The 26549-nt window shown below is 62.8% G+C and carries 20 protein-coding genes and 2 pseudogenes; 8 read left to right on the forward strand and 14 right to left on the reverse strand.

All coding sequences use genetic code 11. The features are described 5' to 3' along the window. The first annotated feature begins 5 nt into the window (after positions 1-5). Positions 6-1940: a heavy metal translocating P-type ATPase gene (locus J3D46_RS15420; protein ID WP_253468087.1), complete on the forward strand. Its 1935-nt coding sequence runs from the start codon at positions 6-8 to the stop codon at positions 1938-1940. Here the strand turns inward: J3D46_RS15420 and J3D46_RS15425 are convergent. Further along, positions 1879-2301: a pyridoxamine 5'-phosphate oxidase family protein gene (locus tag J3D46_RS15425; protein ID WP_231340219.1), complete on the reverse strand. Its 423-nt coding sequence runs from the start codon at positions 2299-2301 to the stop codon at positions 1879-1881. The two genes, J3D46_RS15420 and J3D46_RS15425, sit on opposite strands and share 62 nt — an antisense overlap. Before the next feature lie 210 nt (positions 2302-2511). On the opposite strand from J3D46_RS15425, the gene pta reads away from it, so the two are divergent. After that, entirely contained in the window at positions 2512-4581 is a 2070-nt protein-coding gene (gene pta / locus J3D46_RS15430; protein ID WP_253469232.1) for a phosphate acetyltransferase, read from the forward strand. 2 nt (positions 4582-4583) lie between these two features. On the opposite strand, the gene J3D46_RS15435 is transcribed toward pta, so the two are convergent. Continuing rightward, a complete protein-coding gene (locus tag J3D46_RS15435; RefSeq protein WP_231340218.1) occupies positions 4584-5042 on the reverse strand; it encodes a universal stress protein in 459 nt (152 codons plus the stop codon). Positions 5043-5108: 66 nt separating this feature from the next. Beyond that, positions 5109-7709, reverse strand: coding sequence for a cation-transporting P-type ATPase (locus J3D46_RS15440; protein ID WP_253468088.1), 2601 nt, complete (start codon positions 7707-7709; stop codon positions 5109-5111). A 134-nt stretch (positions 7710-7843) separates the two neighbouring features. Between J3D46_RS15440 and J3D46_RS15445 the strand changes: the two genes are divergently transcribed. Next, complete coding sequence (locus tag J3D46_RS15445; protein ID WP_231340216.1) at positions 7844-8350, forward strand: pyridoxamine 5'-phosphate oxidase family protein; 507 nt, start codon at positions 7844-7846, stop codon at positions 8348-8350. Here the strand turns inward: J3D46_RS15445 and J3D46_RS15450 are convergent. Further along, on the reverse strand, positions 8347-9141 hold the full coding sequence (locus J3D46_RS15450; RefSeq protein WP_231340228.1) for a universal stress protein: 795 nt from the start codon (positions 9139-9141) through the stop codon (positions 8347-8349). The genes J3D46_RS15445 and J3D46_RS15450 overlap by 4 nt on opposite strands. 170 nt (positions 9142-9311) lie before the next feature. Between J3D46_RS15450 and J3D46_RS15455 the strand changes: the two genes are divergently transcribed. The 3 genes from J3D46_RS15455 to J3D46_RS15465 are packed head-to-tail and all read left to right on the forward strand — an operon-like array spanning position 9312 to position 13383. Then, on the forward strand, positions 9312-10460 hold the full coding sequence (locus J3D46_RS15455; protein ID WP_231340215.1) for an acetate/propionate family kinase: 1149 nt from the start codon (positions 9312-9314) through the stop codon (positions 10458-10460). Positions 10461-10467: 7 nt separating this feature from the next. After that, on the forward strand, positions 10468-12885 hold the full coding sequence (locus tag J3D46_RS15460; protein ID WP_231340214.1) for a phosphoketolase: 2418 nt from the start codon (positions 10468-10470) through the stop codon (positions 12883-12885). 39 nt (positions 12886-12924) lie between these two features. Continuing rightward, positions 12925-13383: a DUF1003 domain-containing protein gene (locus tag J3D46_RS15465; protein WP_231340213.1), complete on the forward strand. Its 459-nt coding sequence runs from the start codon at positions 12925-12927 to the stop codon at positions 13381-13383. Between the two features lie 46 nt (positions 13384-13429). Here the strand turns inward: J3D46_RS15465 and J3D46_RS15470 are convergent, their stop codons facing one another. After that, positions 13430-13600 (reverse strand): hypothetical protein, encoded by a 171-nt coding sequence (locus J3D46_RS15470; RefSeq protein WP_253469288.1) that lies wholly within the window; start codon positions 13598-13600, stop codon positions 13430-13432. Between J3D46_RS15470 and J3D46_RS15475 the strand changes: the two are divergent. Continuing rightward, positions 13558-13976: pseudogene (locus tag J3D46_RS15475) on the forward strand (thiamine pyrophosphate-dependent enzyme); the annotation flags it as partial. The gene J3D46_RS15470 and the pseudogene J3D46_RS15475 overlap by 43 nt on opposite strands. A gap of 223 nt (positions 13977-14199) precedes the next feature. Here J3D46_RS15475 and J3D46_RS15480 read toward each other — a convergent pair. The 4 genes from J3D46_RS15480 to J3D46_RS15495 all read right to left on the reverse strand — a co-directional run bounded on the left by J3D46_RS15480 (position 14200) and on the right by J3D46_RS15495 (position 16716). Further along, positions 14200-14880, reverse strand: coding sequence for an MBL fold metallo-hydrolase (locus tag J3D46_RS15480; RefSeq protein ID WP_253468089.1), 681 nt, complete (start codon positions 14878-14880; stop codon positions 14200-14202). Positions 14881-15069: 189 nt separating this feature from the next. Next, positions 15070-15531, reverse strand: coding sequence for a hypothetical protein (locus tag J3D46_RS15485; RefSeq protein WP_253468090.1), 462 nt, complete (start codon positions 15529-15531; stop codon positions 15070-15072). A gap of 39 nt (positions 15532-15570) precedes the next feature. Continuing rightward, positions 15571-15828 (reverse strand): hypothetical protein, encoded by a 258-nt coding sequence (locus tag J3D46_RS15490; RefSeq protein WP_253468091.1) that lies wholly within the window; start codon positions 15826-15828, stop codon positions 15571-15573. A gap of 171 nt (positions 15829-15999) precedes the next feature. Then, positions 16000-16716, reverse strand: a complete 717-nt coding sequence (locus J3D46_RS15495) for a FadR/GntR family transcriptional regulator (RefSeq protein ID WP_253468092.1) — start codon at positions 16714-16716, stop codon at positions 16000-16002. 338 nt (positions 16717-17054) lie between these two features. Here J3D46_RS15495 and J3D46_RS15500 point away from each other — a divergent pair, with 338 nt between their 5' ends. Further along, positions 17055-19250: a glycoside hydrolase family 3 protein gene (locus J3D46_RS15500; protein WP_253468093.1), complete on the forward strand. Its 2196-nt coding sequence runs from the start codon at positions 17055-17057 to the stop codon at positions 19248-19250. Between the two features lie 23 nt (positions 19251-19273). Here the strand turns inward: J3D46_RS15500 and J3D46_RS15505 are convergent, their stop codons facing one another. From J3D46_RS15505 to J3D46_RS15525, 5 genes and pseudogenes are all read right to left on the reverse strand, one after another. Beyond that, positions 19274-20737 (reverse strand): glycosyltransferase, encoded by a 1464-nt coding sequence (locus tag J3D46_RS15505; RefSeq protein ID WP_253468094.1) that lies wholly within the window; start codon positions 20735-20737, stop codon positions 19274-19276. 404 nt (positions 20738-21141) lie between these two features. Beyond that, positions 21142-22428, reverse strand: a complete 1287-nt coding sequence (locus tag J3D46_RS15510; protein WP_253468095.1) for an ATP-binding protein — start codon at positions 22426-22428, stop codon at positions 21142-21144. 42 nt (positions 22429-22470) lie between these two features. Beyond that, positions 22471-23316, reverse strand: a complete 846-nt coding sequence (gene proC / locus J3D46_RS15515; protein WP_256491437.1) for a pyrroline-5-carboxylate reductase — start codon at positions 23314-23316, stop codon at positions 22471-22473. Between the two features lie 80 nt (positions 23317-23396). Then, positions 23397-24890: pseudogene (locus tag J3D46_RS15520) on the reverse strand (aminopeptidase P family protein). A gap of 157 nt (positions 24891-25047) precedes the next feature. Next, positions 25048-26505 (reverse strand): APC family permease, encoded by a 1458-nt coding sequence (locus J3D46_RS15525; RefSeq protein ID WP_253468097.1) that lies wholly within the window; start codon positions 26503-26505, stop codon positions 25048-25050. Positions 26506-26549: the final 44 nt, after the last annotated feature.

Raw genomic sequence — 26549 nt, forward strand, 5'->3', positions numbered from 1 at the left:
CGGACATGACACAACGTCTGCTGCACTCGGCCTTGCGCTTTCCGTTAGTGACAGCGACAGTCGTGGTGCTCGCCGCCGTCGCGGTCCTGGCTGCCATCGGACTCCTACCCGCAGCCCAAGGGCTGGCGAGCATATTTGCCCTTGGTGTTGCCCTCTACCGGGCCGGCACCATGATTAAAGGGCTCCTGCACGGACGCTGGGGCATCGACCTCCTGGCCGTGATGGCCATTTGTTCAACTGTTGCGGTGGGGGAATACCTGGCATCCCTGATCGTGGTGCTGATGCTGACAGGCGGGGAAGCGCTGGAACAATTTGCCCAGGGCCGCGCAACCAAGGAGCTCCGTGCACTCCTGGATCGGTCCCCACGGAACGCGCACCGGGAACGTCCCGGCCTGCCCGTGGAAGATATCCTGGTCGATGCCGTGATCCCGGGGGACGTGCTGCTGGTCAGGCCGTCAGAGTTGGTTCCGGTGGACGGTAGCTTGCTGTCCGACGTCGGAATCTTTGACGAGTCAGCGTTGACGGGCGAAAGCCTGCCTGCTGAGCGAACCAAGGGCGAACTGCTGCTCAGTGGCTCGATCAACGGGGCCGATGCCGTGCGTATGAAGGCTACGGCCACCGCCGGGGATTCCCAGTACAGCCAAATAGTCGCCTTGGTTCAGCAAGCCGCTGCAAGCCGTGCGCCGACGGTACGGCTTGCGGACAAATATGCTGTGCCTTTCACTCTGGTCGCCTTGGTGCTGGCCGGCGCTGCCTGGTTTTTCAGCCAGGATCCGGGACGGTTCGCTGAGGTCTTGGTGGTAGCCACCCCGTGCCCATTGCTGATTGCTGCACCTGTCGCGTTCCTTGCGGGGACCAGCAGGGCCGCACATGCCGGCATCATCATCAAAAACGCCGGGACGCTGGAGCAACTCAGCAGAGTCAAGACCGCCGTCTTCGACAAGACCGGGACCCTCACCCAAGGCAATCCTTCCCTGGCCGGAATCCGGGTAGCCCCGGCCTCGAAATTGTCCCAAGACGCCCTGCTGCAGTTGGCCGCCTCCGCTGAGCAGTATTCCACCCACGTCCTGGCGGCTTCAGTCATGGCAGCCGCCCGGGCGCGCGGCCTGGCGCTTGTACCGGCAACGAGCGCGAGTGAACATGCAACCAACGGGGTCACGGCCGACTGCGGAGACCACCACGTAGTCGTCGGAAAACCTGCCTACGTCGGTTCCCTGGTGAGCGGCTTCGTCAAGACGGCACTGCCCGGAGGCCATCTCGGGATTTACGTCGGCGTGGATGGTGGTTTTGCCGGCACTCTGGTCATGAGCGATCCATTACGCCCAAATGCGAAGGACACCCTGACGGAACTTCGGAGGCTCGGGGTCGCTGAGACGATGCTCCTGACCGGAGACACCGCAACGACAGCCCAACATATCGCTGCGGAGGCGGGCATCAGCAACGTCATGGCCGAATGCCTGCCTGCTGACAAAGTTACTGCCGTCGCGGCCCTTCCGCTCAGGCCCGTGATGATGGTTGGCGACGGCGTCAACGACGCTCCGGTACTGGCAGCGGCCGACGTCGGCATCGCCATGGGTGCCAAAGGTGCCACTGCGGCCAGCGAGTCGGCGGACGTGGTGATTATGGTCGATGACCTGTCCAAGGCCGCGGTCGCGGTTGGCATCGGTCAGCGTACCCTTCGAATCGCGCGGACCAGCATTTGGACTGGGATACTGCTGAGCCTGGGCCTGATGGTGATGGCCTCGCTCGGCATGATTCCGGCTGTCGCCGGGGCGCTGCTGCAGGAGCTGGTGGATCTTGCCACCATTCTCAATGCCCTCAGGGCCTTGGGTCCCGGACGGTCTGTCGCGTCAGTGCAGGTTGCGGAGGGCCGTGGGGTCAATACCGCTCCGGCTCATCACCGAGTTCAAAGTGGCGGCCATGGACCCGGGTGGGAGTGATCTCCACGTAGGTGTATTTGCGCGTCGGAATCCACGGCTTCAGGGGCAGTTTGTCGGCCTCGTCGATCTCCGATTGCGACTCGATGACCCTGGCAGTCCCCTTAAGGACAACACTCCAGGCTTCGGCGTCGACAATCTCCTCCACTTCGAAGGCGACCTTCTCATTGACGGTCAGCTCAGCGAGCTTTGTCCCCGGGTTCGTCCTCAGCAGCAGCCGCTGCTGGTGGGCGATGAAATTCAGGGGGTAGATGTCCGGCTCGCCCAGGACGCTCACTGCCAAGCGACCATGCTGGTTGCGTTCCAGGACCTTCCATGAGTCGGCTTCGGATAGGACGGTTCCGGGGCGTTCGTCGGTTTCCATGGGTCTTTGTCTCCTGGGTGGGGGTGGCTGCTGGCGAATCGCCACGTCACCGTTGGCTTCGATGCTCCCGAGCCTATGGCTGGCTCCCCGCCCCCAACAGAGTCCAAAGTCCCGAGGGCGAAACAGCCATCGTGACCTTTGCCTCTGGTGTGGACGGCCTGCGGGGTGGAACCTGTGAAGCATCGGATGACCGGCCCGGAGGGATACACCATGGTCCAAGGCGTTTATGTTCTGTCCGTTGCACCGGAAGCCGGGAAGTCACTCGTGGTCCTGGGCTTGGCTGACGCGTTGCACCGCAGAACAGGCCGTCTGGGTTTCTACCGGCCAATCGTGAACGGAACAGATCCGGCCAACGACCCGCTCCTCAGGATGCTTCGCAGGCGGTACAAAATGGAGTCAGTCCGCTGCAGGGGCGGAATGACGTTGGCGGACGCCCGGGAAGCACTGGCGGCAGGCCGCGAGGACGAGGTTTCTTCCCGGGCACTCGAGGAGTATGGACGCATCGCGGAGGAATGTGACGTGGTTGTGGTGGACGGTTCGGACCTGAAGGGCGCGGACGCCGGGAGGGAGTTCGACCTGAACGCCCAACTGGCCACCAATCTCGGTTTGCCGGTTCTTGCTGTCATCGGGGCCCAGGGCCTGACCCCGCGGGAGACCACCCAGGCTGTGGCCGAGGCATCACGGCAGCTCGAGGCAGCCAGATGCACGGTGTTGTCCGTCGTGGTCAACCGCGCCCGGCCAGCGGGCATCGACACAGTCCGGGGAGCTGTTAGGGCAGCTACGGGAAGCCTGCCAAGCTATGTGATTCCCGAGGTTCCTGAGATATCGGCGCCCACCGTGGCCGATGTGGCGATGTCGTTGTCTCTTGAACGGCTCTCGGGCAGTGCAGAGCTGGACCGGGACGTGGGCAGCGTGCAGGTGGCCGCTATGAACGCGGAGAACTTCCTGCGGGTACTGGAGCCAGGGAACCTGGTGATTGTTCCCGGGGATCGCACTGATATTGTCCTGGCCTGCATGGCCTCGGCCTTGTCACCGGAGCTGCCCACGCCGTCCGGAGTCATCCTGACCGATGGCCTTGTCCCTGCCAGCTACGTTTTGCCTTTGGTGGCACATGCGCCATTCCCTGTCTTCGCTGAAACTGCGGATACCTACACTACGGCTCGACGGGTCTCGCGCGTCCGCAGCGAGATCCACTCCGGGGAAAGCCGCCGGCTCGCTGCAGCGTTGGGAGTGTGGGCCCGCTCGATCGACGAAACAGAGTTGCTGGAACGTCTGGCGCTGCCGCGTCCGGCAACCATGACGCCATTGCGCTTCCTCAATGACCTCGTTGAACGCGCCCGCCAGCAGAAGAAGCGCATCGTTCTGGCTGAGGGAACGGATAGCCGGGTATTGCGTGCGGCGGAGATTCTGCGTCGCAGGGATGTGTGCCGCGTGACGCTTCTTGGGAACCCGTCGGCGGTTCGGGAGCTTGCCCATGCCGAAGGTATCGAAGTAGCCGGCATCACGATCATCGACCCCGCCCACTCGCCATTACGTGATCGATTCGCGTTGGAATATCAGCGGTTGCGCGCCCACAAGGGCGTGATCCTGGAACTGGCCAGGGAGGTCATGCTCGATGGCGCCTACTTTGGCACCATGATGGTCCACCTGGGAGAGGCCGATGGGATGGTCTCCGGAGCGGCGCACACCACAGCCAACACCATCCGGCCGGCGTTGGAGTTCATGAAGAGCCAGCAGGGCAACGGGCTGGTGTCCTCGGTGTTCTTCATGCTGTTTCCGGACCGCGTGCTGGTGTACGGGGATTGCGCCGTGGTGCCCGATCCCACGGACCGGCAACTGGCAGACATCGCGCTGGCATCGGCGACGACGGCGGGGCAGTTCGGCGTCGAGCCCAGGGTGGCTATGTTGTCGTATTCCACTGGCGTATCCGGCGCCGGGTCGGCGGTGGACAAGGTCAGGCGTGCCACGGAAATGGTGGCGGCTGCCCGGCCGGACCTTGCGGTGGATGGGCCCATCCAGTACGACGCCGCGGTGGATGCGGCCATCGCGAGTTCAAAGTTGCCGTCCTCAGCCGTCGCGGGAAGGGCGACAGTGTTCATCTTCCCTGACCTGAACACAGGCAACAACACCTATAAGGCCGTGGAGCAGTCTTCTGGTGCTGTCGCCGTCGGGCCCATCCTTCAGGGGCTCCGGAAACCCATCAACGACCTGTCCAGGGGATCAACGATAGAAGACATCATCAATACCGTGGCCATCACCGCTGTCCAAGCACAGAGGTAGTGCTAGCCCTTTTTATCCTGACTGACCACCAGGACGGGGCACTGCGCATGGGCCGAGCAGGCCCGGCTGACGGATCCAATGGGCTGATTGAGGAAACCGCCGGAGCCCCGCCTCCCCACCACGAGTAGTTGTGCCCCGTGGCTTTCTTCGACGAGGACCTTGGCTGGTTCGCCGAACTTGACCGTCACCGTTAGATCCTTGGGGCGGTCTGCACCGAAGGCTCGTTCCACGGCCTCATCGACCAGCCGCTTGGCGGTGTCTTCCAATTCCGTGGTGAAGCGTGTCAGTTCGGGCTCGAAGCGGGAAGCCATGAAGTAGTCGGACATTCCAATACAGGTGATCACCTCCAGGGGGCCTCCCAACGCAGCTGCCATGCGACCGGCCATCTGCAAGGTGTTGGAGGAATATTCGGATCCATCGACGCCGACAACGATCCGATCAGAGCGCGATTGTGTATTCATGGGACCAGCCTGCCGTCCACCTGGCCGCCCCACTAGGGTCGAAGGGCACGGATCCGGCGAGCTGCATCAATGGGGGAGGGCCCCTCCGTGGCGCAGCCGTTTGTAGAGCCAGTCCGCGCCGAGCACGCCGGGAATCGCCAGGAGCGCAACGGCAAAGCCAGGGAGCGGAGGAGGAGCCTGGCCCAGGATGCCCGCAACAGGAGGTAGGTAGAGGAACAGTGCCAACGCCGCCAGTTCCACCCCAACGGCCCACAGCAGCAACTTGTTGGTGAACCATCCCTGCTTCCACGCAGGAGCCGTAGCACTGCGGCAAGCGAAGGCAGTTGCCAACTGGCCAAGGACCACCGCCGTGAACGCAGATCCGGACGCGCCCATCAGCACTCCCGGGTCCAACGGATCCCCACGGCCCCAACCACTGCCAAAGAGCACCACAGAGAAAGCACCCATGGCGAACAACGCCTCGGTGGGACCCATGACCGCAAACACCCTCAGCATGAGTTGCCGATCCAGGAGATGCCGCTTTTCGGGAGGCCGGCTCAACACGCGTTTACCTGGTGGCTCCGCCCCGAGCGCCAGCGCGGGAAGCAGGTCGGTTCCGATGTCCAAGGCCAGTATTTGGAGGACGCCGAGGGCCAAGGGGAATTGACCACCGGACAGTGCCCAAATCACGAAGGGCGTGAGTTCAGCGACATTGTCAGTCAGGTGGTACGTGAGGAACCGGTGAATATTTGAATAGGTGGCCCGGCCCTGTTCTATGGCGGCGACGATGGTGGCGAAATGATCATCCAGGAGCACAAGGTCTGCGGCCTCACGGGCCACATCGGTGCCGCTGAGTCCCATGGCCACGCCGATATCGGCTTGACGCAACGCGGGACCGTCATTGACGCCGTCGCCGGTCATGGCAACAACGTGCCCGCGGCTCTGCAAGGCTTTGGCCACCCTCAGTTTCTGTTCAGGAGAAACCCGGCTCACCACCACCCCATCACGGTCCAGGAGGGCCCCAAGAACCTGTTCGTCATGGGGGAGGTCCGCGCCTTGGAAGACCAGGTCCGGGTGCCCCAGCAGGCCAATTTCCCGAGCAATCGCCGCTGCTGTGGAGGGGTGGTCGCCGGTGATCATCGCAATACGGATTCCTGCGCGCCTGGCCGTGGTGATGACGTTGGCGACGTCCGGCCGGGGTGGGTCGTGGAGGCCAATGAGGCCTAGTCCTTCGAGGTCCCGCTCAGCCTCGTCCGCGGGCCGGTCGCGCCAACTGCCGGCTGCTCCAGGCAGTTCCCTCGTGGCGACGGCAATGACGCGCAGGCCTTTGGCAGCCATGGTTTCCACTGCTTCGAACAGTTGGGCGGCTTCGACTCCGCAGAGGGGAAGGACGGATTCAGGAGCTCCCTTCAAGTAGAGGGTATTGCCCACCATCACAGACTCCCTCCTACGGTCGGCGTCGAAGGCGAACCTTACCGCTGGCTGAAGTTCCCTTGGTGGACTCCCCAACAGGCGTCGCGCCAGAACATCGATCGCAGCTTCCATGGGATCCCCGCTCGCTACCCATTCGTCGCCGTGGAGCACTGCGCGCCCCTGCGAAGCGGCCCGGGCTGCACAGGCCACCCGGAGGGCGTCGGGATGTCCCGGCCCTTCCACCCGGGCCTCGGGTGCGTAGCCGTCGCCGCTGATATGGAGCGGCCCTTTTAACGTGAAGACCTCGACGGCGTTCATCCGGTTTTGCGTCAGCGTGCCGGTCTTGTCGGTGCAAATGAAGGTCGTGGAACCGAGCGTCTCCACCGCTTCAAGGTTGCGGACCAGTGCGTTTCTGGATGCCATGCGCTGTGCGCCCATGGCGAGGGACAAAGTAACCGTTGGCAGTAAGCCCTCGGGGATGAGCGCAACCGCAACCCCAATGGCAAACAGGAAGGAATCACGCCACACAATTCCGACGAGGAGCGAAACCACAAAGAACAACCCGGCGACGGCGAGCGCCACGGTGGCAACCAAGCGGACTATTCTGCGCAGCTCCATGGTCAAAGGTGTTGGCGGAGCTTTGGTGCCGCTGGTCAGCGCTGCTATGGCTGCCAGCTTGGTGTTGGCACCGGTGGCGGTCACCAGCCCTTCGGCTTGGCCATTGACCAGGAACGTTCCGCCCCACGCTGTGTCCGTCGCGGTTTTGGGTACGGCCTCACTCTCTCCGGTGAGCATGGATTCATCGATGCTGCATGCTGATGCGGAGATGAACTGCACGTCTGCCGGCAACCTGTCTCCTGCGGTCAGGACCACCACATCTCCGGGTACCAAAGCACTCGCGTGCACGCTCTGAAGCCGCCCATCCCGCCGGACAGTGACGTCGGCGGGAAGCAGCCCTTGCAATCGTTCGGCTGCGTGTTGGGCGCGTTCCTGCTGAATATGGGCGAAGACGCCGTTGACGATCACCACGATGATGATGGCTATGCCCAGCTGTGGCATGCCTGCCACGTAGGCGAGTGCCGCTGCAACCCACAGCATCAGGGCGAAGAAGTGCGTCAGTTCCCCGAGCAGTTTTCGCCATTGGGGGACGTTCTTGGCGGTGGGCAGAACGTTTGGTCCGCTTCGTCGCAACAAATCGCCGGCGGCCTTCGAGCTCAGGCCCTCGGCGCCCGGGGTCGCGGACAGCGAGGCGGGGGATGTGTTCCCAGGGGGCATCTTTTCTCCAATGCGGGAATGCCTGTTCGATGACAGACTCCACCGGGGAACTGCCCGCGTCTAGGGTCGAAGGGCACGGTAGGGCGGGACCTTCTGCCCTATATGGGGATAGCCGGAGGGGATAGGCTCGGCCAATGGAGAACACATCGACGGATCAGGACACCAAGGAACTCAGCGTCCACGATTGCTGGAAGTACCTTCAATCGGTGTCCATCGGCAGGATCGCCCTCATCAACGGCGAGGTACCGGAGATCTTTCCGGTGAACTTCGTCCCGAACTATGGAACTGTTCTGTTCAGGACCGGACCGGGGACCAAGCTCGACGCCCTGCGGGAAGGGGCGGTGATTGCGCTGGAAGCCGATGGGTTCAACCGTTATGGGACCGTCGCCTGGAGTGTCATCCTCAAAGGAAGCCCGGAGTTCGTGACCCAGCCTGAAGACATCCAGGAGGCAGTGGAAGCCGGCCTTTCTCCATGGCAGCCCGGGGCCAAGGACGTCCTGGTCAGGGTCACGCCAACGGAGATCAGTGGTCGCCGGTTTGTCATTGCGCCTCCGTCCAAGTGGTGGCCGCCGCTGGATCCGACCGCCTCTGACGTTCACGACGGCGAAACTCGCGTTGTCCCGCCCGGCACCTCTGGCTAGGGTCGGGTCAGGAGGGTGGGGCACTGCACATGCAGGAGCACATGCTGGGCAACGGAGCCCAGCAGCACGCTCAAACCTCCCCGCCCTTTGCAGCCCATGACCAGCAGCTGTGCTTCCCTTGCAGCAGCTATCAGAGCCTCTCCGGGGCTACGGGTGGTATCCAGGACTTCCTTCACGACGACGGACGGGAACTTGTGGTTGACCCGCTGGACAGCCGCGTCAAGGACATTCCCACCCTCGGCAAGCCCAACGTCGGGCCCTGTCGCATGGACAATCATCAATTCATCATCCAAACGTTGGGCTTCCGTGGCCCCTTGATCCAGGGCATCGACTGACTCAGCGGAGCCGTCAACGCCAACCACTACGCCCGAACGCTGGTGAGGTGCAAGCACCGGGACGACGGCGACGTCGCACTTGCTGGTCACAGCAACCTGGAAACTGACCGAACCGTATCCCTGTCCTTCCGTGCCGGGTCCGCGGTCCGTGCCCAGCACCACCATCGAGTAGGCAGGTGACAAGGAAGCAATCGTTGCGGCAGGTTCGCCAGACAACCGCTGAGTCGTCACGCCCACGTTGGGAAAGGCTGCCGCCAGCCGTTGCGCTTCGCTGTTGAGCAGATCCTCAGCGCGGCTTAGGGCCAGGTGATGGTCGTTCTCGCGGGGGTAAGCCCACTCCCCGGGAACCACGTGGACCAGGGCCAGGCCAAGATCAAGGGAATCCGCGCGGGCCCCAGCCCAGTCAGCCACAGGCGAGCCAGCCCGTGAGCCGTCAAGGGCAACCAGAATCTGCATCTTCACGAACCGACGTTCCCTCCGGATTACCAACGGTGGTGGTCTCCACTATCGGCGGGACGGCCTTTCGTCGCAAGGGCCGGAAGGCCCTCCCACTGAACGGCTCAGTGCATTAGGGTCCAGAGGAGAGGCCTCGACCGTAGCCTTCCCCGCGGAAGTGAGAGGAGAACATGCGTGTTCTTGTGCTGAATCCCGGGTCCTCATCGCTGAAGTACCACCTGCGTGACACGGCAGCTACCAACCCGGCTGCTGCCCTTCTTGCTTCCGGACAGGTTCACTGGCCACCGGACGAGCGTTCCAGCGCGACCCGCCTGCACACTGCCTTTGAAGAGCTGAATGACACCATGAAGCGCCTCGGAGCCGTGCATCCGGAGGCTATTGGACACCGCGTCGTCCACGGCGGCGTCTGGTTCGGAACACCGGTGCTTATCACGGCTGACGTGACAGCGGCGATTGAAGGGCTAAGTCCTTTGGCGCCTCTCCACAACCCCGCCAGTGTCGCTTGTATTGACGCCGCCGGCCAACGTTGGCCCGATCTTCCGCAGGTAGCCGTCTTTGACACGGCGTTCCATCGCACCATTCCGGACTTCGCCGCCCGCTATGCCATTCCGGAAGACGCCTACCGTGTCCATCCAGTGAGGCGCTATGGATTTCACGGCATCTCGGTGGAGATGGCCTGCCGTGACACAGCAGAGTTTCTCGACGTGGCGCCTTTGACTGCGATAGTGGCCCACGTTGGCAACGGCGCATCCGTCACCGCCGTCAGGAACGGGCTCAGCGTGGACACCTCCATGGGAATGACCCCCTTGGAGGGCCTGGTCATGGGGACGCGGTCGGGAGACCTGGATCCTTCCATCGTCTTGTTGATGCAGCATGGCGGTGCCACTGCCGAAGAAGTTGATGGCATCCTCAACCACCGCTCGGGCTTGTTGGCGCTGGCTGGAACTGCTGACATGCGGGACGTTGGCGCTGCTGCCCGCCAAGGAGAACCTGGGGCGATCCTCGCCCTGGACATGGCCGCCTATCGTCTCGCCAAGTACATAGCTGCCTACTCCATGGTGGTTGGCCGGCCTGACGCCCTGGTGTTCACCGGCGGCGTGGGTGAGAACTCTGCGCTGTTCAGGGCCAGGGTGGTCGCCTGGTTGGGACCACTGGGGCTTGGGCTTGATGAGGACCTGAATACGTCCGTCCAGGAGGGCACTCGCAAAATCAGCAGCACAAATTCGGCATTCCCGGTGCTCGTAGTACCAAGTGACGAAGAACGCGCCATTGCAGAATCGACGGCGGCCTTGCTCGCCATGCCCCCTATGGAAGGTTGATCGCGACATGAGCCTGGATGAGAAAAGGACCGCCACAGACACCGTGCCGGACGCCGGGAACTTTGACCTCCTGCACCGGTATTGGTCCGCGGCCAACTACCTGACCGTGGCACAGATCTATCTGCAGGAGAACGCCCTGCTCCGGGAGCCGCTGCAAGTAGAGCACATCAAGCCCAGGCTCTTGGGCCACTGGGGTACCAGCCCGGGCTTATCGCTGATCTACGCACACCTTAACCGCCTCATTCGTCGCACCAGTGCGGAAGTCCTCATGGTGACGGGCCCAGGCCACGGAGGTCCCGCCGTCGTCGCCAATACCTATCTGGAAGGCAGCTACTCGGAGGTATACCCGACCGTTGGCCAAGACCTGAAAGGGCTCCGGAAACTGGTCCGGCAGTTTTCGACGCCGCGAGGCATCGCCAGCCACGTCGGCCCGGCCACGCCCGGCTCCATCCATGAGGGCGGCGAACTGGGCTATTCCCTCATGCACGCCACCGGCGCGGCCATGGACAATCCGGGCCTGATCGTTGCCTGCGTCGTCGGTGACGGAGAGGCAGAAACCGGTCCACTCGAGGGCTCCTGGAAGGCGCCCTCGTTCATCAACCCCCTCAGGGACGGGGCGGTACTTCCCATCCTGCACCTCAACGGGCATAAGATCTCCGGCCCCACCGTGCTGGGCAGGCGGTCGAACATGGACGTGGCGTCATTGCTCGAAGCGCACGGCTGGGATCCAGTCATCGTCTCCGGCGATGACCCCGCGCTCGTCCACCCTGCCCTGGCCTCAGCAGTGGACTCGGCCTACGCATCCATCCGCGCCATCCAGTCCCACGCCCGCACGGAGGGAGTCACCGGACCCGCACGATGGCCCGCCATCATCCTGCGCACCCCCAAGGGATGGACAGGACCGGCGACAGTAGACGGAAAGCCTGTCGAGGGAACCCACCGCTCCCACCAAGTCCCACTGGCCGGAGTCAGGGAAAACCCGGACCATCTGAAGCAACTTGAAACGTGGATGCGTTCCTACCGGCCGGAAGAACTCTTCGACGACGACGGGCGCCTTATCCCCGAGCTCGCACAACTCGCCCCAACAGGCGATCTCCGCATGGGCGCACTGCCCGCCAGCCGCGGAATGGAAAGTACCGACCTGGTGATCCCCAGGCTCGATCGTTACGCCATAGAGGCTGTTCCCCGCGGGGGCGTGATGCACCAGAGCACCAAACCGTTGGGGGAGATGCTGCGGGATATCTACATCGATACCGCCGATGACCCCAGATTCCGCCTCTTCTGCCCGGACGAAACCAACAGCAACAGGCTCGGCGCAGTCTTCGAAGCCACTGACCGGTGCCTCCTCGAACCAGCCGCCTCCACGGAGGCCGCGCTCGCGGACGATCATGTTTCCGCCAGCGGACGCGTGATGGAAGTCCTGTCCGAACACCTCTGCCAAGGGTGGCTGGAAGGGTACGTGCTGACGGGCCGGCACGGACTCTTCGCGAGCTACGAGGCATTTGCCATGGTGAGTGCTTCCATGACCATTCAGCACGCCAAATGGCTGCAGCATTCACGGGAGCTGGAGTGGCGGCAGCCCGTGCCGAGCCTGAACATCCTGCTGACCTCTACGTGTTGGCGGAATGATCACAATGGGTTCAGCCATCAAGGTCCTGGCCTCATCGACACGGTTCTGTCCCTGTCCAGCACCGTCATCCGTGTCTACTTCCCTCCTGATGCCAACACCTTGCTGGTCACCGCGGAACATATGCTGCACAGCAAGGACTACGTGAACCTGGTGGTGATCGACAAGCAGGAACATCCGCAATACCTGACGCTCGAAGAGGCACGGGAGCATGCAGCCGTGGGCGCATCCACCTGGGATTGGGCTGGAAATGAAATACCAGGGACCTCAGCGGGCATCGCCCCGGACATTGTCCTGGCATGTGCCGGAGATGTGCCCACGCAGGAGACCTTGGCGGCAGCCTGGCTCCTCAAGAAGCACGTCCCGGACATGTGCGTCCGGGTGGTCAACGTGATGGATGCCATGGTCTTGCCACCTCCAGAGGTCCATCCACATGGGCTGGCGGGCGACAAGTTCGAAGAACTCTTCACTCCTGACGTGGACGTGGTGATGGCGTGGCATGGATACGCGAGGGCCCTGCATCAACTCCTGCACGGCCGACCTCATCCTGAGCGGTTCCATGTTCGCGGTTACAACGAGCAAGGCACCACCACCACACCCTTCGACATGGTGGTCCTGAACAAGGTCAGCCGTTACCACCTGGTGATGGAAGCGTTACGGCGCGCCAGTGGGCAATTTGCGGGGGCAGACCACCTGCTGGAGCTTTGCAGGACGCAATTGGACGCCCACTACCGCTACATCCGCGAGCACTTCGAGGATCTTCCCGACATCAGGGACTGGGTGTGGACGCAGCAGTAGCAGGCTCCCACCCAGGTCCCGTGTCCTTAGTCTGTGCTCATGAGTGAGCGGGAGAGTACTTGGCACGGTCAGCACAAGGCTGGCCTGAGCAGGGGTGAGCGTGCAGCAGACTACCTCCGCAATGGCATGGGCAGCTGGATTTTTGTTGGATCTTTCGTCCTGGTGATGCTGGTCTGGGCTGCCGTGAATTCATACCTGCTGGCCGAGGATGCCTGGGACCCTTACCCGTTCATCCTGCTGAATCTCTTCCTGTCCATGTTGGCAGGCCTCCAGGGCGCCATCCTGCTCATCGCCGCGAAAAGGCAGGACGCCATAGCGGCAGCCATGGCCCAGCACGACTACGACACTGACGTGCAGGCCAAGACGGAGATCGACCGGCTCATGGCCATCAACAGCCAACAGCTGGAACTGCTGGAGGAGCTACGGGCTCTTCTACGCCAACAAAGGGCGATCGGGGAGGATGACGACGAAAAACCACGAAGTGGCGATTCGCCGTAAGTCAAAAGATCATCAGCGCTGCTTGGAAGCTTGTCGGTGCCAAACATCAGCGGAGCCAGGAAGGCCGCGGGGTGTCCGTGGCGCCGCGGGTTGCGACGTTGTTTCCTGCAAGGTCACGAACCATCTCGCCGCCGACTTCCCGGAGCTTCTCGGCGAGCAGCGCCGCGCTGGGGGCAAGCGGACGGTCCGGATGCAGCCACCTCTCTTGGGGCGGCATTTGCCAGGCTAGACCGACTACCGGCCCTGGGAACGGGGATGGTGGCTTCCTCATGGCTATTTCAGAGTTGGAGACAGCGGTACGCGAACGCATCCCGCTGGTGGTCATTGTCTACAACGATTCCGCATACGGGGCCGAGGTCCACCACTTTGACGCGGACGATTCAAAACTTGAGGTGGTTCGGTTTCCAACCACCGACATCGCCTCAATCGCGGCCGGATACGCCGCGGCGGCCCTCACGGTTCGACGACCAGAAGACCTGTCCAGAGTGAACGAGTGGTTGTCGGGTCCCCGCGAGACCCCGATGGTCATCGATGCCAGGATCGCGTCTGATGGCGGCGCTTGGTGGCTGGCCGAAGCTTTCAAGGGCCACTGAGGCCGCAAACCCTGTCGGCAGCGTGTGTACATTTTGGGTGGTCAGGTTCGTCTGACACTGGCCGCGGGGTATGCCTGGCGCCGCGCGTCGCCTCCTTGGTGCGTCCGGTAGGTCGTTGTTGTTCTTCCGTCGGCCATCATCTACTCATGCGAGTCAGTGGCCATGACTACATGACGCCTCAGTGTTGCTTGATCTCTGGGGGCGTCGCGTTCGCCCACCCGATTCAGCCCTGCTCGGATAGATCGACTAGCCGGCGGAGTTGGGCGACCGGGTCGGGGATCTCGGGTCCGTGCGAGAAAAGCATTCTTGTTGGTTGTAACTGGCTGAGTTTAAGCAAAGAAAGTTCAGCTTCGGCGGCATCCGCTGTGAACTGGGAAGGACCACGTGTCATGGCTCCTTTCATTGTGCCTACTGTGTCTCCGACGAACAGGATGCCTGCATCGTCGTGGAGCAAACTGATATGACCTGCTGTGTGTCCCGGCGTCTGTAGTATCCGCATTCCGTGGACATGGTCCCCGTCCGAGAGCGGGCGGATTGGTGCATCTGAAGCGATTTGGGGGATGTCCGACGCTCCGGCCCAGATGGCGGCCTCGGGCGCTTTTAATGCCACCTCCGCCAACCCGCCGACATGGTCTGGATGCGAGTGGGTCAGTACGAGATCCGTGATGTCCTTCCATTCCGCTCCGAGCCGTCCCAGCGCTTGTTCTATCGCAGGTGCGCTGCCCTCAAGCCCGGCGTCGATCAGCACCACCCCGGACGCGTCCCCCACAAGAAAGGAACGCACGTCAAAGTCCAGCTCATCAGCCCCGGCTATTCCCGCAGGTAGATGGATCTGCTGGATGATCGGCTCCACAGAAAGCTGAGGTGCAGCAGCGAAGGGTTTTCCCGGGTCGTTGTTGGTCATGAAGGCATCGTGCCACCGCATGCCCGATTCAGGAAGGCACGAAAGCCGGGGAGGGCCTCACTCGGCGTCGGGCCTGACGTCCCGGGCGTCGCCCCCACCCGCTCCTGGGCAGTGACGCATGGAAGCGCAAGGCGGAACTGCGTTCTGGCGGTTCCGTGGCGTGGTGGTTGGCAGCGCATGGCGCTGGTGCTAGAAGCGGATGAGGATTGTGAAGATTTCTGCAGGGAGGTGGGTGTGGCGGGCTGCTGCTGTTCGGGCCGCATTGGGGATGTCGACGAAGCTGCGGGCCGTACTGGTGAGGCCTGGGTAGTCGTCGAACGCCAAGCCCAGCCGACCGTCGGATGCGTCACTGATGTAGACGGTCACGGCTATTCGCGGTGGTTGTAATGGTTTGTGTTCTTTTGTCGGAAGAGCGGTGAGGGAATAGTAGGGAGTCGACCCCCATCGTTGGCCCGCTGGGATGTCCACTTGGACACTGCCTTCCTGTTCAAGTTCAGCCAGGCGGGTTCTGATGGTGTCGCGGCAGGCGGGTACGGCATTCGTTATGTCGGTGATCGGGCTGGCGCCGTGTCGGTCGAGGTAGTTGATGATATGGGCTTTGATGCGTTCGACACTGGTCCGGGGTGCATACGTATTGGCGGTGCTAGTCATAGCCGGGCTTTCGCTGCAGTCAGAGGTTACTAATGGTGATCAGTGCACTGGGATTTGTGCCGCCGGGCTTGGGGAGAGCCCGGAGTCTGGTACTGCAGGTGGGATCGTTTGACTGGTGGATGCGGTGTCGTGGTGGCGGCCGATGACGGCGGTGGCGATGGCGTTGCCCAGAACGTTGGTCGACACCGCGGCTTCCCGGGGACCGTCCGGTAACAGCCAGTGCCCGATAAGTCCACTGATTATGCCCAGCAGCAGTGCCGCCAGGATCCACAACGTTGGTTTCTTCTTGTTCTTCATGACGGGAATTCCTCCGGTTATCGGATGCCTGGCACTGCGCTGTGCCAGGCAAACACATATTTCGGGTGTGAAAGATCACCCTTTGTACCGGCGCGAACGTGCAGTACAAACGTTGTCTTGGGTGGATATGAAGCCGGTAGAGGTGCCCTGGCTTAGCGGGCGGGCGCCTGGCTACAGATTGGGAATATCCGTGACGGTGACCGACTCAAGGGCGACTTCCACGCCCTGCAAATGAAGCTCCATTGCACGCGTTGCATCATCGGCCGATCCGCGTTCAATCGCGGCGAAAATTGCTGCATGTTCGGCCCCGGATTCCTTACGGCGATCCACGACCTGGTTCAAGGTGTTCGACTGTTTCGCCATCGCGTCATCGATGTCCTCCTGCATCGTCGCGAACACTCCGTTGCCGCTGGCGCGGGCGATACTGGCATGGAACTCCGAGTTCAGAACCACCCACTGGGACAGTTCTTCCTCATGTTCCATCGCTTCCAGAATCTCCCGCAGGCGATCGAGTTCTTCGATAGTTCGGCGCTGCGCCGCGAGTCCCGCGGCCGGGATCTCGATGTGGGGACGGGCCTCCAGCAGCTGCTGTGCCGAATACTTCCCCAACCGCAGGTCTTTTACGGCTCGGTCGGCAACTACGAACGTGCCCTTGCCTGTATGCGTCGCTGTTAGGCCCAATGATGACAACGATCTCAGCGCCTCGCGCACCATGGTCCGGGACACCCCGAACCGCTGGGCGAGGGCCGCTTCAGCTTCCAATTTTGTCCCGACAGGGATTTGCCCGGACTCTATGGCGGACCGCAAAGCGGCCAGAACACCCTCAGCGGCCCCCACTCTCACCACGGGCCCCTGACCAACTGTCCAGCTGTCCAACAGGTTGTTCATGCTCATACGATGACAGGCCCGTCACTGTGGGTCAAGAAATTCCATGAATATGTCGCAAGAGGTTGCTCTAAGACCGCGGCGCGATGGATACAGCACCCTTACACAGAGGATCGGACCAGAGATTCTGGATACCAGTGACGTGCGGAGCCATCCCCATTCCGCCACTTCGGCGGGTGCCGGACGGGCCGACGAGTACACGACCGGCACAGGCGCGTAACGGCCACGCCCACTACGCGGATTAACAGGGTGCAGACTTAGGCATGAAGACTAATGCGGGCGTCAGTGTACGGAGATTGGTGCGGGCAGCGCGAACGCGAGAGTTGGATTCGACGGATACGATGCCGGCAGAGAGCAGCCCCTACGTCGATGCCGTCCGGGCAGTCCGGACGGGTGAGCTCACCGCGGATGAAGCGGCGAACCAGCTGATCACCATGATGACGGATAGGGAGATCCTCGGGCTGCTCGATGGCGACTCGCCCAGATTGGTGCTCCCGTTCATCCCGATACTGCTGGACAGGGTGCCGTTCGTGGCCGGGGCGGTTTCGAGGCTCGGAATACCGGGCATTCGGTTCAGCGACGGTGGCCGCGGCGTAGTGATCGGCGCCTCTACGGCATTCCCGGTGACCATTGCGCGGGCAGCGACCTGGGATCCATCGCTGGAAGAACGCGTCGGCGTCGCGATCGGTCTGGAAACCAGGGCGCGCGGAGCGAACTACTCGGCCTCGGTCTGTGTAAACCTGCTTCGCCACCCAGCGTGGGGCAGGGCGCAGGAGTGCTACGGGGAGGATCCGGTGCTCACTGCCCGTATGGGATCGGCCCTCACCCAAGGTGTGCGGGTAAATACGATGGCGTGCGTAAAGCACTTTGCGCTCAACTCGATGGAGAACGAGCGCTTTGAGGTGGACGTGGCGGTGGACGAACACTCCTTGCACGAGGTGTATCTGCCGCACTTCAAAGCGGTCGTTGACGCCGGTGCAGACTCCGTGATGAGTTCGTACAACCGTGTGCGGGGTGAGTACATGGATGTCAATCGGGCCCTGCTCACGGACGTCTTGAGGCACGAGTGGGGCTTCTCCGGGTTCGTGACAAGCGACTGGGTGTTCGGTACGCACAATGCGGTCGTCAGCCTCGAGGCGGGAATGGACGTGGAGATGCCGCTCCGGTTGCTGCGCGCCCGCGCGCTGCCGGCCGCACTGCACCACGGTGACTTGGCCCGTTCCACCATGCTCCAGTCCGCACGCCGCATTCTGCGCACGTGCGTGCAGCACGCCGCGACCCGGGAACCGGCGGTCCCCACCCGCGCCGTCATCGCCTCTCCGGCACATCGGGCGCTTGCCCACGAGGTAGCGACGGAGTCTATCGTCCTGCTGAAGAACGAAGCCGTCGGCGCGGCGCCGCTGCTGCCGTTGGCTCCCGCTACCCGGCATCTCGCCGTGATCGGACGACTCGCGGCACAAGCGAACCTCGGCGATCATGGCTCATCCCGTGTAAGGCCGCCCTCCACTGTTTCGCCCCTGCAGGGCCTGCGTGAGGCGCTGCCGGGGGTCAGGATCACCACGACGAACGGTCGGGACGAACGCCGTGCGGCCTCGTTGGCTGCCGCGGCGGAGACAGCGATCGTCGTCGTAGGCCTGGACCAACACGACGAGGGCGAATCCGTCGTCACCGGAGGCGTCGACGTGGGCGTGCTCGGTCGGGAATTCCGCTCAGGGCCCCTCCGACGGTTGCTCATCGGACTCGCGCACCTGGCCTCCCGGTTCGTCCGGGGCGGGGACCGCAGCTCGCTTAACCTCCGTCCCTCTGACGAGCGGCTTATCCACCTGGTCGTCACCGCGAACCCCAGGACCGTCGTCGTGCTGGTCAGCGGCAGCGCCATCCTCACTGAAACATGGCGTGACCGCGTGCCAGCGCTCCTCTTTGCCTGGTACGGCGGTATGGAGGGCGGCCGCGCGCTCGCGAGCGTGCTGACCGGCAGCGAGGAGCCCGGCGGACGGCTGCCTTTCGTGCTGCCAACGGACACCGCACATCTGCCATTCTTCGACTCCACGGCAAAGTCCGTTGTCTATGACAACCAATGGGGTCAGCGCAGGCTCGACGGCCAGGGCCACAGGCCCGCGTACCCGTTTGGATTCGGCCTGGGCTATACAACCATCGAGCACCGACTCCTTGACCACACGTTGGACGACTCTGGCGGCAACGCGAACGTGCACGTAGCGAACAATGGCAACCGCAAAGGCTCCACCGTTGTTCAGGTCTACGCTGCAGATGTGTCCCTCCGCAGGCCGGTGGCCCAGCTCCTGGGCTTCCGGAAAGTGACCCTGGAGCCTGGCGCGGAGACCACTGTGCGGGTCGATTTGGATGCGGGCCCCACACTGCAGCGCGATACGACCACACGGCGCTGGTCTGCCCGCTCGGGGGAGTGGGCCCTGCAAGCCAGCCAACAAAGCCCGGACAGCTGGGAAAACGCCGTCAGATTGCGACGTACGGAGGGTCTGATTGACCAGGAAGATATTTCAGACGGCAAGCCGGCCTGATGTAGTCGGGGTGGTTCGGCCGGTTATCCGGGAAGATCGCGGAACGTCGCCAAGGGCCCCTCGACACGGACAGGCAGCGCGTCCTCGCCCCGCAGCATAGCGCGTACCAGCCGACGTTCCTCCCAATGGAGAAGCAGGGACGCCCGGCCTGGGCGCAGCACCAAGTCCCCGTCCGGAGTCGTGTAGCGCTTCTGCAGATCCGCCAACTCCTCCTCTTGCAGCAGTGCAACCGTGCTGCCCGAGGCTTGGTCGATCAAGCGGACCAAGGACGACGGCCCCGTGAGATCGGTCGCGACGAAGCGCTGCTCGCTGGCGGCAAGAATCGTCCTTTGCGCCGCACGCGTTACCACCAGCGGACGGGACGGCCCGCCCAGGAGCTCGCTAAGTACGTCGGCCGCGGCATCGGGGCGACTTGTTCTCTGCGCCGCCGCCTGCATCTTCTGTAAACGGCCGGGTTCGCGCAGCACCCCATCGATTTTCCAGCCGATGGTTGCCGCTGCGTTGCATCGGACGGCCGCCCCCTGCTCCATGAGGTAATCGCCGTTGCGGACCTCCTGACCAGGGATCGGGTTCACAAGCACCATGGGGAGCCCTGCGGCCATGCACTCCGACGCCGAGAGCCCACCCGGCTTGCCCACGAACAGGTCCGCGCGCTGCAGCAGCTGCGGCATTTCCGAGGTGAATCCGAGCACGCTGTAGCGGTCGCCAGCCGACGCGACGAGCGTCTCGATGCGCTGCCGGAGCGCATCGTTGTGTCCGCACACGACTGTGGCTGTAAACGCGGAGCGCATATGCATCGTCTGCCGCACCACCGAGACAGCGTAGTCGCCACCGGTCGCGCCCGCCGAGATCAGTAGCATCGGCGGCTTGTTGGCATTGCGCACGGGCGCTGGAATGAGCTGTTTGCCGATCGGAATTCCAGAAGCACAGACGCGGTCGGCGGGAAGGCCGAGCGCCGTGAGCTCCACCTTTCCCTCTTCCCTTGCCACGAAGATCTTATGGAACGCGCCTGTGAGCGACAGGCCCTGGAAGTCATAGTCGGTGGTCACCACAGCTGTCCGCGCATCAACCACGCCGCGAAGAAGCAGTGAGGCCAACAGCTGAGCGGGGAGGAAATGCGTGCAGACAATCGCGGTGGGCCGGAACCGCTTGATGGCACTGACAACAGGGCCGGCATTCGCCCGCGTCCAGGGGTCGATCGGGCCACGACGCCGGAACGGCGGGTTGCTGATGTCATAGCCCCACTCGACCAGCCAAGGTAAATCCTCCACGAGGACGAAGTAGCCCTTGCCCAGCAGGGCGCGGTAGAGAACGCTGCTCACCTGCAGCACGTCAAGCACCTGCACCTCGGCGATGTCATCGCGGGCGGCACATGCTTGCTGCACCGCCGCCGCAGCGCTGTTATGCCCTGATCCCACGCCAGCGGACAGGATCAGTACGCGCTGTCCGCTGGCGGTGGCTTTGGCTCGTGCCGACGTTGTGCGCATGAGGAGAGGCTAGCAGGCTGCATTCCTGTGGAGGGTTGGCCCGCACCTCTTCATGGACCGGCATGCTGAGGACAACATGACGTGGAAATCCGGTTGGAATCTGGTCTGGACAGGCGTCCCGCGAGACGTGCAGCCCTCGTCGATCCTGTGTCGGTGCAGGAGGACGACTTGATCGCCAGGAGGTATGCGGAGTTGCCACCAAGAACTCAACGCCGGGCGCCTGCGATGACGGCTCTGAGTTGGACGAAGTCGCTTCCGTGGCCGTCATAGGTGCCCCGAGGTGGAGGCGATGCTATCGGCGATGCATTTTTGTCGTGCCCGGCGGCGGTGCCGAGGTCCTGATTGACCTGAAGTCGCGTTCGGGCGGGGCCACGTGCCTGCGCAGGGAAGATAGGCATTGCCATCTAGACGCGTGCTATCCGGTCGATGTCTTCCAGGAATTCCTTCACGACGGCTTCGGTCACTGTTGCACGCGTTCCCTCGATGGCCTGCAGGTAGGCCGCAGTGGTGAGGGCCGTTTCGGTGGTTGCAGGCTGCCGTGATTGAACAGCAAATTCCAGCGCTTTTTGTGAAGCCTTTCTGGCAGCGAATTCTATGTCGGCCGGGGAGAACCGGTCGCTGGCTTTGGCCAGCACTTCCAAGTCGACGTTCTGCGAAAACGCAGGGGGTATATAGCGGTTCCAGATTGCCATGCGAGCCATGAGGTCCGGCGGCCCTATGGGTATGACGTAGTCGAACCGGCCGTGGCGGAGGAAGGCGTTGTCCAGGGAGCGGATGAAGTTGGTGGCGCAGATCAGGAGGCGTCCCTCTTGTTCCCGGAATGCCGGGATGATTTTCAGAAGCTCATTGGTGACTCCTTGGAGTGGGGACGTGACTTCACCTGTGCGGGTGGACGCGATTTCCTCGACCTCGTCAATGAAAACGACTCCATGTTCGAGTTCTCCGATGTCCAGGAAGACCTGGCGCAGGGCCCCAGCTAGACCGTGGGGATGGGAGGCGAGCCGTGATGGAAATACCTCAATGAATGGCCAGTCGAGTCGGGAAGCTATGGCCTTGGCGAAAGTCGTTTTCCCGGTTCCCGGCGGACCGAAGAGGACCACCGAGCGTGGGGGTGTTACGCCTAATGATTTCGCGAGTTCGGTGTGTGCAAGGGGAAGGATGAGGCGCTGCTCAATCAGGTGCTTTTCGTTCTGCATGCCAGCGAGGGCTTCCCAGAGTCCGTGGGGCAGAAGCCGGCCTCCAAGCTGGCTGAGGGGGCGGGTTTCCTTGGGGTGTACCGGTATGGCCCTTTCGAAGTAATGCAGGTCCTCCTCGACGCGGTAGTCGCTGTTTCGGAATGCCCTGATTCTGGTTTCCGGGGCGGGGACCAGCGCGGATATCCTTCTGACTCCACGGCTGGCCAATCGTCCTTCAACGTGGGCGAGCAGCGCACTTCCCAATCCTCGTTCCCGCCATTCTGTGGCCTGGGCAAGTGTCACGACCCAGGCACGGTCGTCCTGAATGACGCAGGCAACTGCGCCAACGATCGTGCCTTCTGTCAGGGCTACGAAGGCCAGCCCGTTGGTGCAGGCATCGATGATCTCGGCCAGTGTGTACACGGGGTGGACGCCGGAGGTTCTGGAGTCTTGCCATACCTCGATCAATTGGTCGAGATCGTCAAGGTGAAAATCCCTGATAATCCAAGGTTGCATAGGAACAATCTCCTGTCGTTGTGCGTCGAGGGGCCTTGCCGGTTATATGGCGAGTTCTCTCGCACGACGGACGGCGGCGGCTGCAGCTCGTTCAAATAGTTCCCGGAGACCTCCGTCTTCAAGGACGGAGATAGCTGCCGCTGTTGTGCCCTTGGGGCTGGTGACGAGTTGGCGGAGTTCCCGGGGTGATTTGTCGGAGTCCACGAGCAGCTCACATGCTCCCCTGAACGTTCCGTTGACCAGAAGAGCGGCCTGCTCGGAAGTGAAGCCCAGGTGTTCCGCGACCGTTGTGAGTTGTTCGATGAGGTAGTACACATATGCCGGGCCCGATCCCGAGATGCTGGTGACCTCGTCGATCCGGCTCTCTGGAACTCTGAGAACGGTTCCGATTCTTCCGAAGAGCGCCTCGGCGAGGGATATGTCCTTCATCGTTCCCCGGGTCCCGGTGCTGATGCCTGAGACGCCCATGCCGACGAGGGCTGGGGTGTTCGGCATAACCCGGATGACGGAAACCGTTTCTGGCAGCAGCGACTCTATGGTTTGAATGGTGACGCCGGCGGCAACGCTGATAACGATTGCGCCGTCGCGTAGGAAAGATGAAATCTCCCGGAGAACGCTCACCATGACGTCCGGTTTGAGCGCCAGGACAACGATGCCCGCATGTCTTACTGCACGGATGTTTGCCTCGGGATCGGTCTCCGCATCGAATCCTTCGACTCCGGGCAGATCCGTGAGTTCTTGCATCTGCTGGGTCCAGTGACCACTGACGCTCATCCCTTCGCTGACCGTCGCGCCGCTTTTGAGGAGCCCCCGGACAATGGCACCACCCATGGCGCCAGTTCCAAGGACAGCGATTCGGGGAAAGTGTTCCGGCGTTTTCGGCGGCATCTTACGGTGTCCGTTCTTATGGGGAGGGGTGTTTGTGTCGGTGTCGGTGGATCTGGCTTTTTCGGTTCCGGGCATGACGTTCAGGTGCTTGACTGCTGGATCCACACTTCAATGTCATCGGCGGTGCGGGGGATTGCAGCCGAGAGATTTTCGGCGCCTTCTGCGGTTACCAGGATGTTGTCCTCGATGCGCACCCCGATGCCGCGTAGTTCATCCGGCACGGTGAGGTCATCAGGCTGGAAGTAGAGTCCCGGTTCGATGGTGAAGACCATGCCTGGCTCAAGGATGCCGTCGAGGTACATCTCGCGGCGGGCCTGTGCACAGTCGTGGACGTCGAGGCCGAGGTGATGACTGGTGCCATGGACCATGTAGCGGCGATGCTGCTGGTTTCCCTCCTCCAATGCTTGCTCGACGCTGACCGTCACCACGCCCCATTCGACGGTCGCGCGGGCAATAACAGCCATGGCGGCGTCGTGAATGTCACGGAACCGGACGCCGGGACGTGCGACGGCGAAGGCGGCGTCTGCTGCTTCCAGGACAGCCTCATAGACTTTTCGTTGCGCCGCAGAGTAGGTTCCGCTCACGGGAAACGTTCGGGTGATGTCGGCTGTGTAGTAGCTGTCCAGCTCCACGCCGGCATCCAGGAGAACCAAGTCACCGTTCAGAGCGGGTCCGTTGTTTTGGGTCCAGTGCAGGATGCACGAGTGCGGGCCGGCTGCTGCAATCGTGTTGTAACCCACGGTGTTTCCTTCGGCCCTGGCCCGGTTGTTGAACACTCCGTCGATGAGGCGCTCGGCGCGGGCATTGCCACGGATTCGGGGGAGCTCGGCCATGACGTCCGAGAATCCGACGGCGGTGGCGGCGACCGCCTTCCGCAGTTGCTCTACCTCGTAGGGATCTTTGACGAGTCGCAGTTCGGAAAGGTCCCTGACGAAATTGGCGTTGCGCGTGGCGGCACCGGATTGCCGGCTGCCGACAATATCTGCCAGTTCCGGGTCTGCTTCAGGTATCGTCACGGTCGGGTGCAGGACCGTGGATTCTTCTGCTGGTCCGAGGTGCATGAGCAGGTCCAGATCGGCGATTCCGCGGGTCTGGAGTCCGAGATCGGTGGCTACTTGCCGGAGGGAGGGCCTCGGGCCAATCCAGAACTCGCCGATTTCCGGGTTCGCGTAGAACTCGTCCGTGCCGCGTCCGGCTCGTTCGCGGAAGTACAGAGTTACCTCGTGGGCGTCGCCTGCAGGTTCAAACACGAGCACGGCTCCGGGCTCGGAATCGCTGCCCCATCCCGTAAGCCAAGCAAACGCCGAGTGGGCCCGGAACGGATATGTCATATCGTTCGTGCGTTGTTTGAGGCGGCCGGCCGGCACGAGCAGACGAACGCCGGGCTACAGCCCGGAGACTCGGCTGCGTCTCGCTGCGGCAAATGCAGCTTGTTCCCGCGGCGGGGGCAGGACTTCCACGGGGGTGGCCCAGCTTTGGCCAATGTACTTCCTGAAGTATTCGGAATCGGGTGTCGTTGAGCGGTTCGAGGAGGAACCTGCGTGAAGAGGAACAGTGGTTTCTGAGGGGGGCATTCGTCCACCTTTGGGGAGCGGGGGCGTTGTTTTGAATCGCGTGGGGAAGGCGTTGGAAGAACGCCCCGCCTGCCGTGTCCTGGAAGAGTGCCTTGGCTGGGGCATTTTCGTATGGACCTGGCAGGCGAGGCGTCGTCCGTTCTGTTGGTGAGAGCGCTTATTCCAGGCCGAATCGGCCGATGCGGTCGTAGAGGTGGGGAGTGCGGGATCGCATCCACAGGGCGCGGGCAACGCCTATCCCGAGGACTACAAGGTTGATGCCGGGGAGGATCCAGTTGATAGGGCCGGTCTGGGCGGTGTAGAACTCCATGTTGGCCAGCACCAAGTAGACAACTATGGCCAGTGCGATGGCTGACACTGCCGGTGCCACGTACACGGCCCACGGGGATTGGCCGCGACGGTCCCGCAGGAAGAAGGTGACCACTGCGATTGCCGTGAGTAGTTCCATGGCAGGGATACTGACGGCTACCGGCACGCTGCCCAGAATAAACAGGTCCAGGTAGGGGTCCAGTCCCGCCAGGATGCAGAGCACGATCAGGACCAGGGCGAAGAGGCTGTGGGTGAGGCTGGCCACCCAGGGGGCGTTGGTGCGGCGCGAGCGGCGGGTGAAAATGGCCGGGATCACGCCGTCGCGTGACAGCGCCACAAGGTATCGCGTGGTGGCGTTGTGGAATGCGCTGACGGAGGCGAACCAGCTCAGGACCACCAGGACGGTGACGACGTTCGCGAACCAGTCACCCACGTATTGCCGGGAAGCAATGGCGAACATTTCCGTGGGAGTTGCGTTCGCCACGTCCACCACGGTGGCGCCAAAGGCCTGGACGATGTACCAGGCAACGAAGGACTGCAGCAGCGCGATGACGGCAATGGAGCCGAACGTTGCACGCCGAAGAGTGCGGACGGGATGCTTCGCCTCCTCGCGGAACAGCGCAGTGGCCTCAAAGCCCGCGAAAGCTGCGAAGACGAAGAGAAGGACCACCCCGATCTGGCCCTCTGCGATGGCGGCCGGACTCAAGGCCTCCATCGAGATTCCGGAGGCAACGCCCTGGCTTACGACGGCGACCCCCAGGATGGCGAGCACCGTCACCTCCGCGATCATGAAGAACCCCAGCACCCGCATGTTGAGCTCGACGTTCAACTGGCCCAGGAGGCCCATCACCAGGATTCCGGCCAAGGCCCATACCGGCCAGGGAACTGCCACACCGAAGAGGGACTGGGCTGTTTGCTCGGCAAATACCGCGAAGGGGCCAACGGCGCCGGCTGAAACCAAGGCGTAGGAGATCGCTGCCACGAATGCGACGCCGATGCCCAGAGGCCGGCCGAGACCTGCCGTGATGTAGGAGAACAGTGCTCCCGCATTGGGGACAAAGCGTGTCATGGCCACGTATCCCACTGCGAACAGCGCGAGGAATCCGCCGGCGATAATGAACATGGCCGCGGTGCCTATGCCGCCGCGGCCTATGGCCAAGGGGATAGATCCCACCGCGAACCCGAGGGGTGCTGCGGCGGCGATCACGAAGAAGATGATGTGGCGGGCGCTCAGCGTTCCGGACGGAGCCCCTTTCGGGCCCCGTCCGTCGGGGACCGTCGCAGTATTCGATGACCTGTCGGTCATGGCTTTGCCTTTCGATGCGAAATACCAAGGGTGGATTCTGGTGC

Origin of the sequence: Paenarthrobacter sp. A20, from assembly GCF_024168825.1 — a bacterium.
GTDB lineage: Bacteria > Actinomycetota > Actinomycetes > Actinomycetales > Micrococcaceae > Arthrobacter.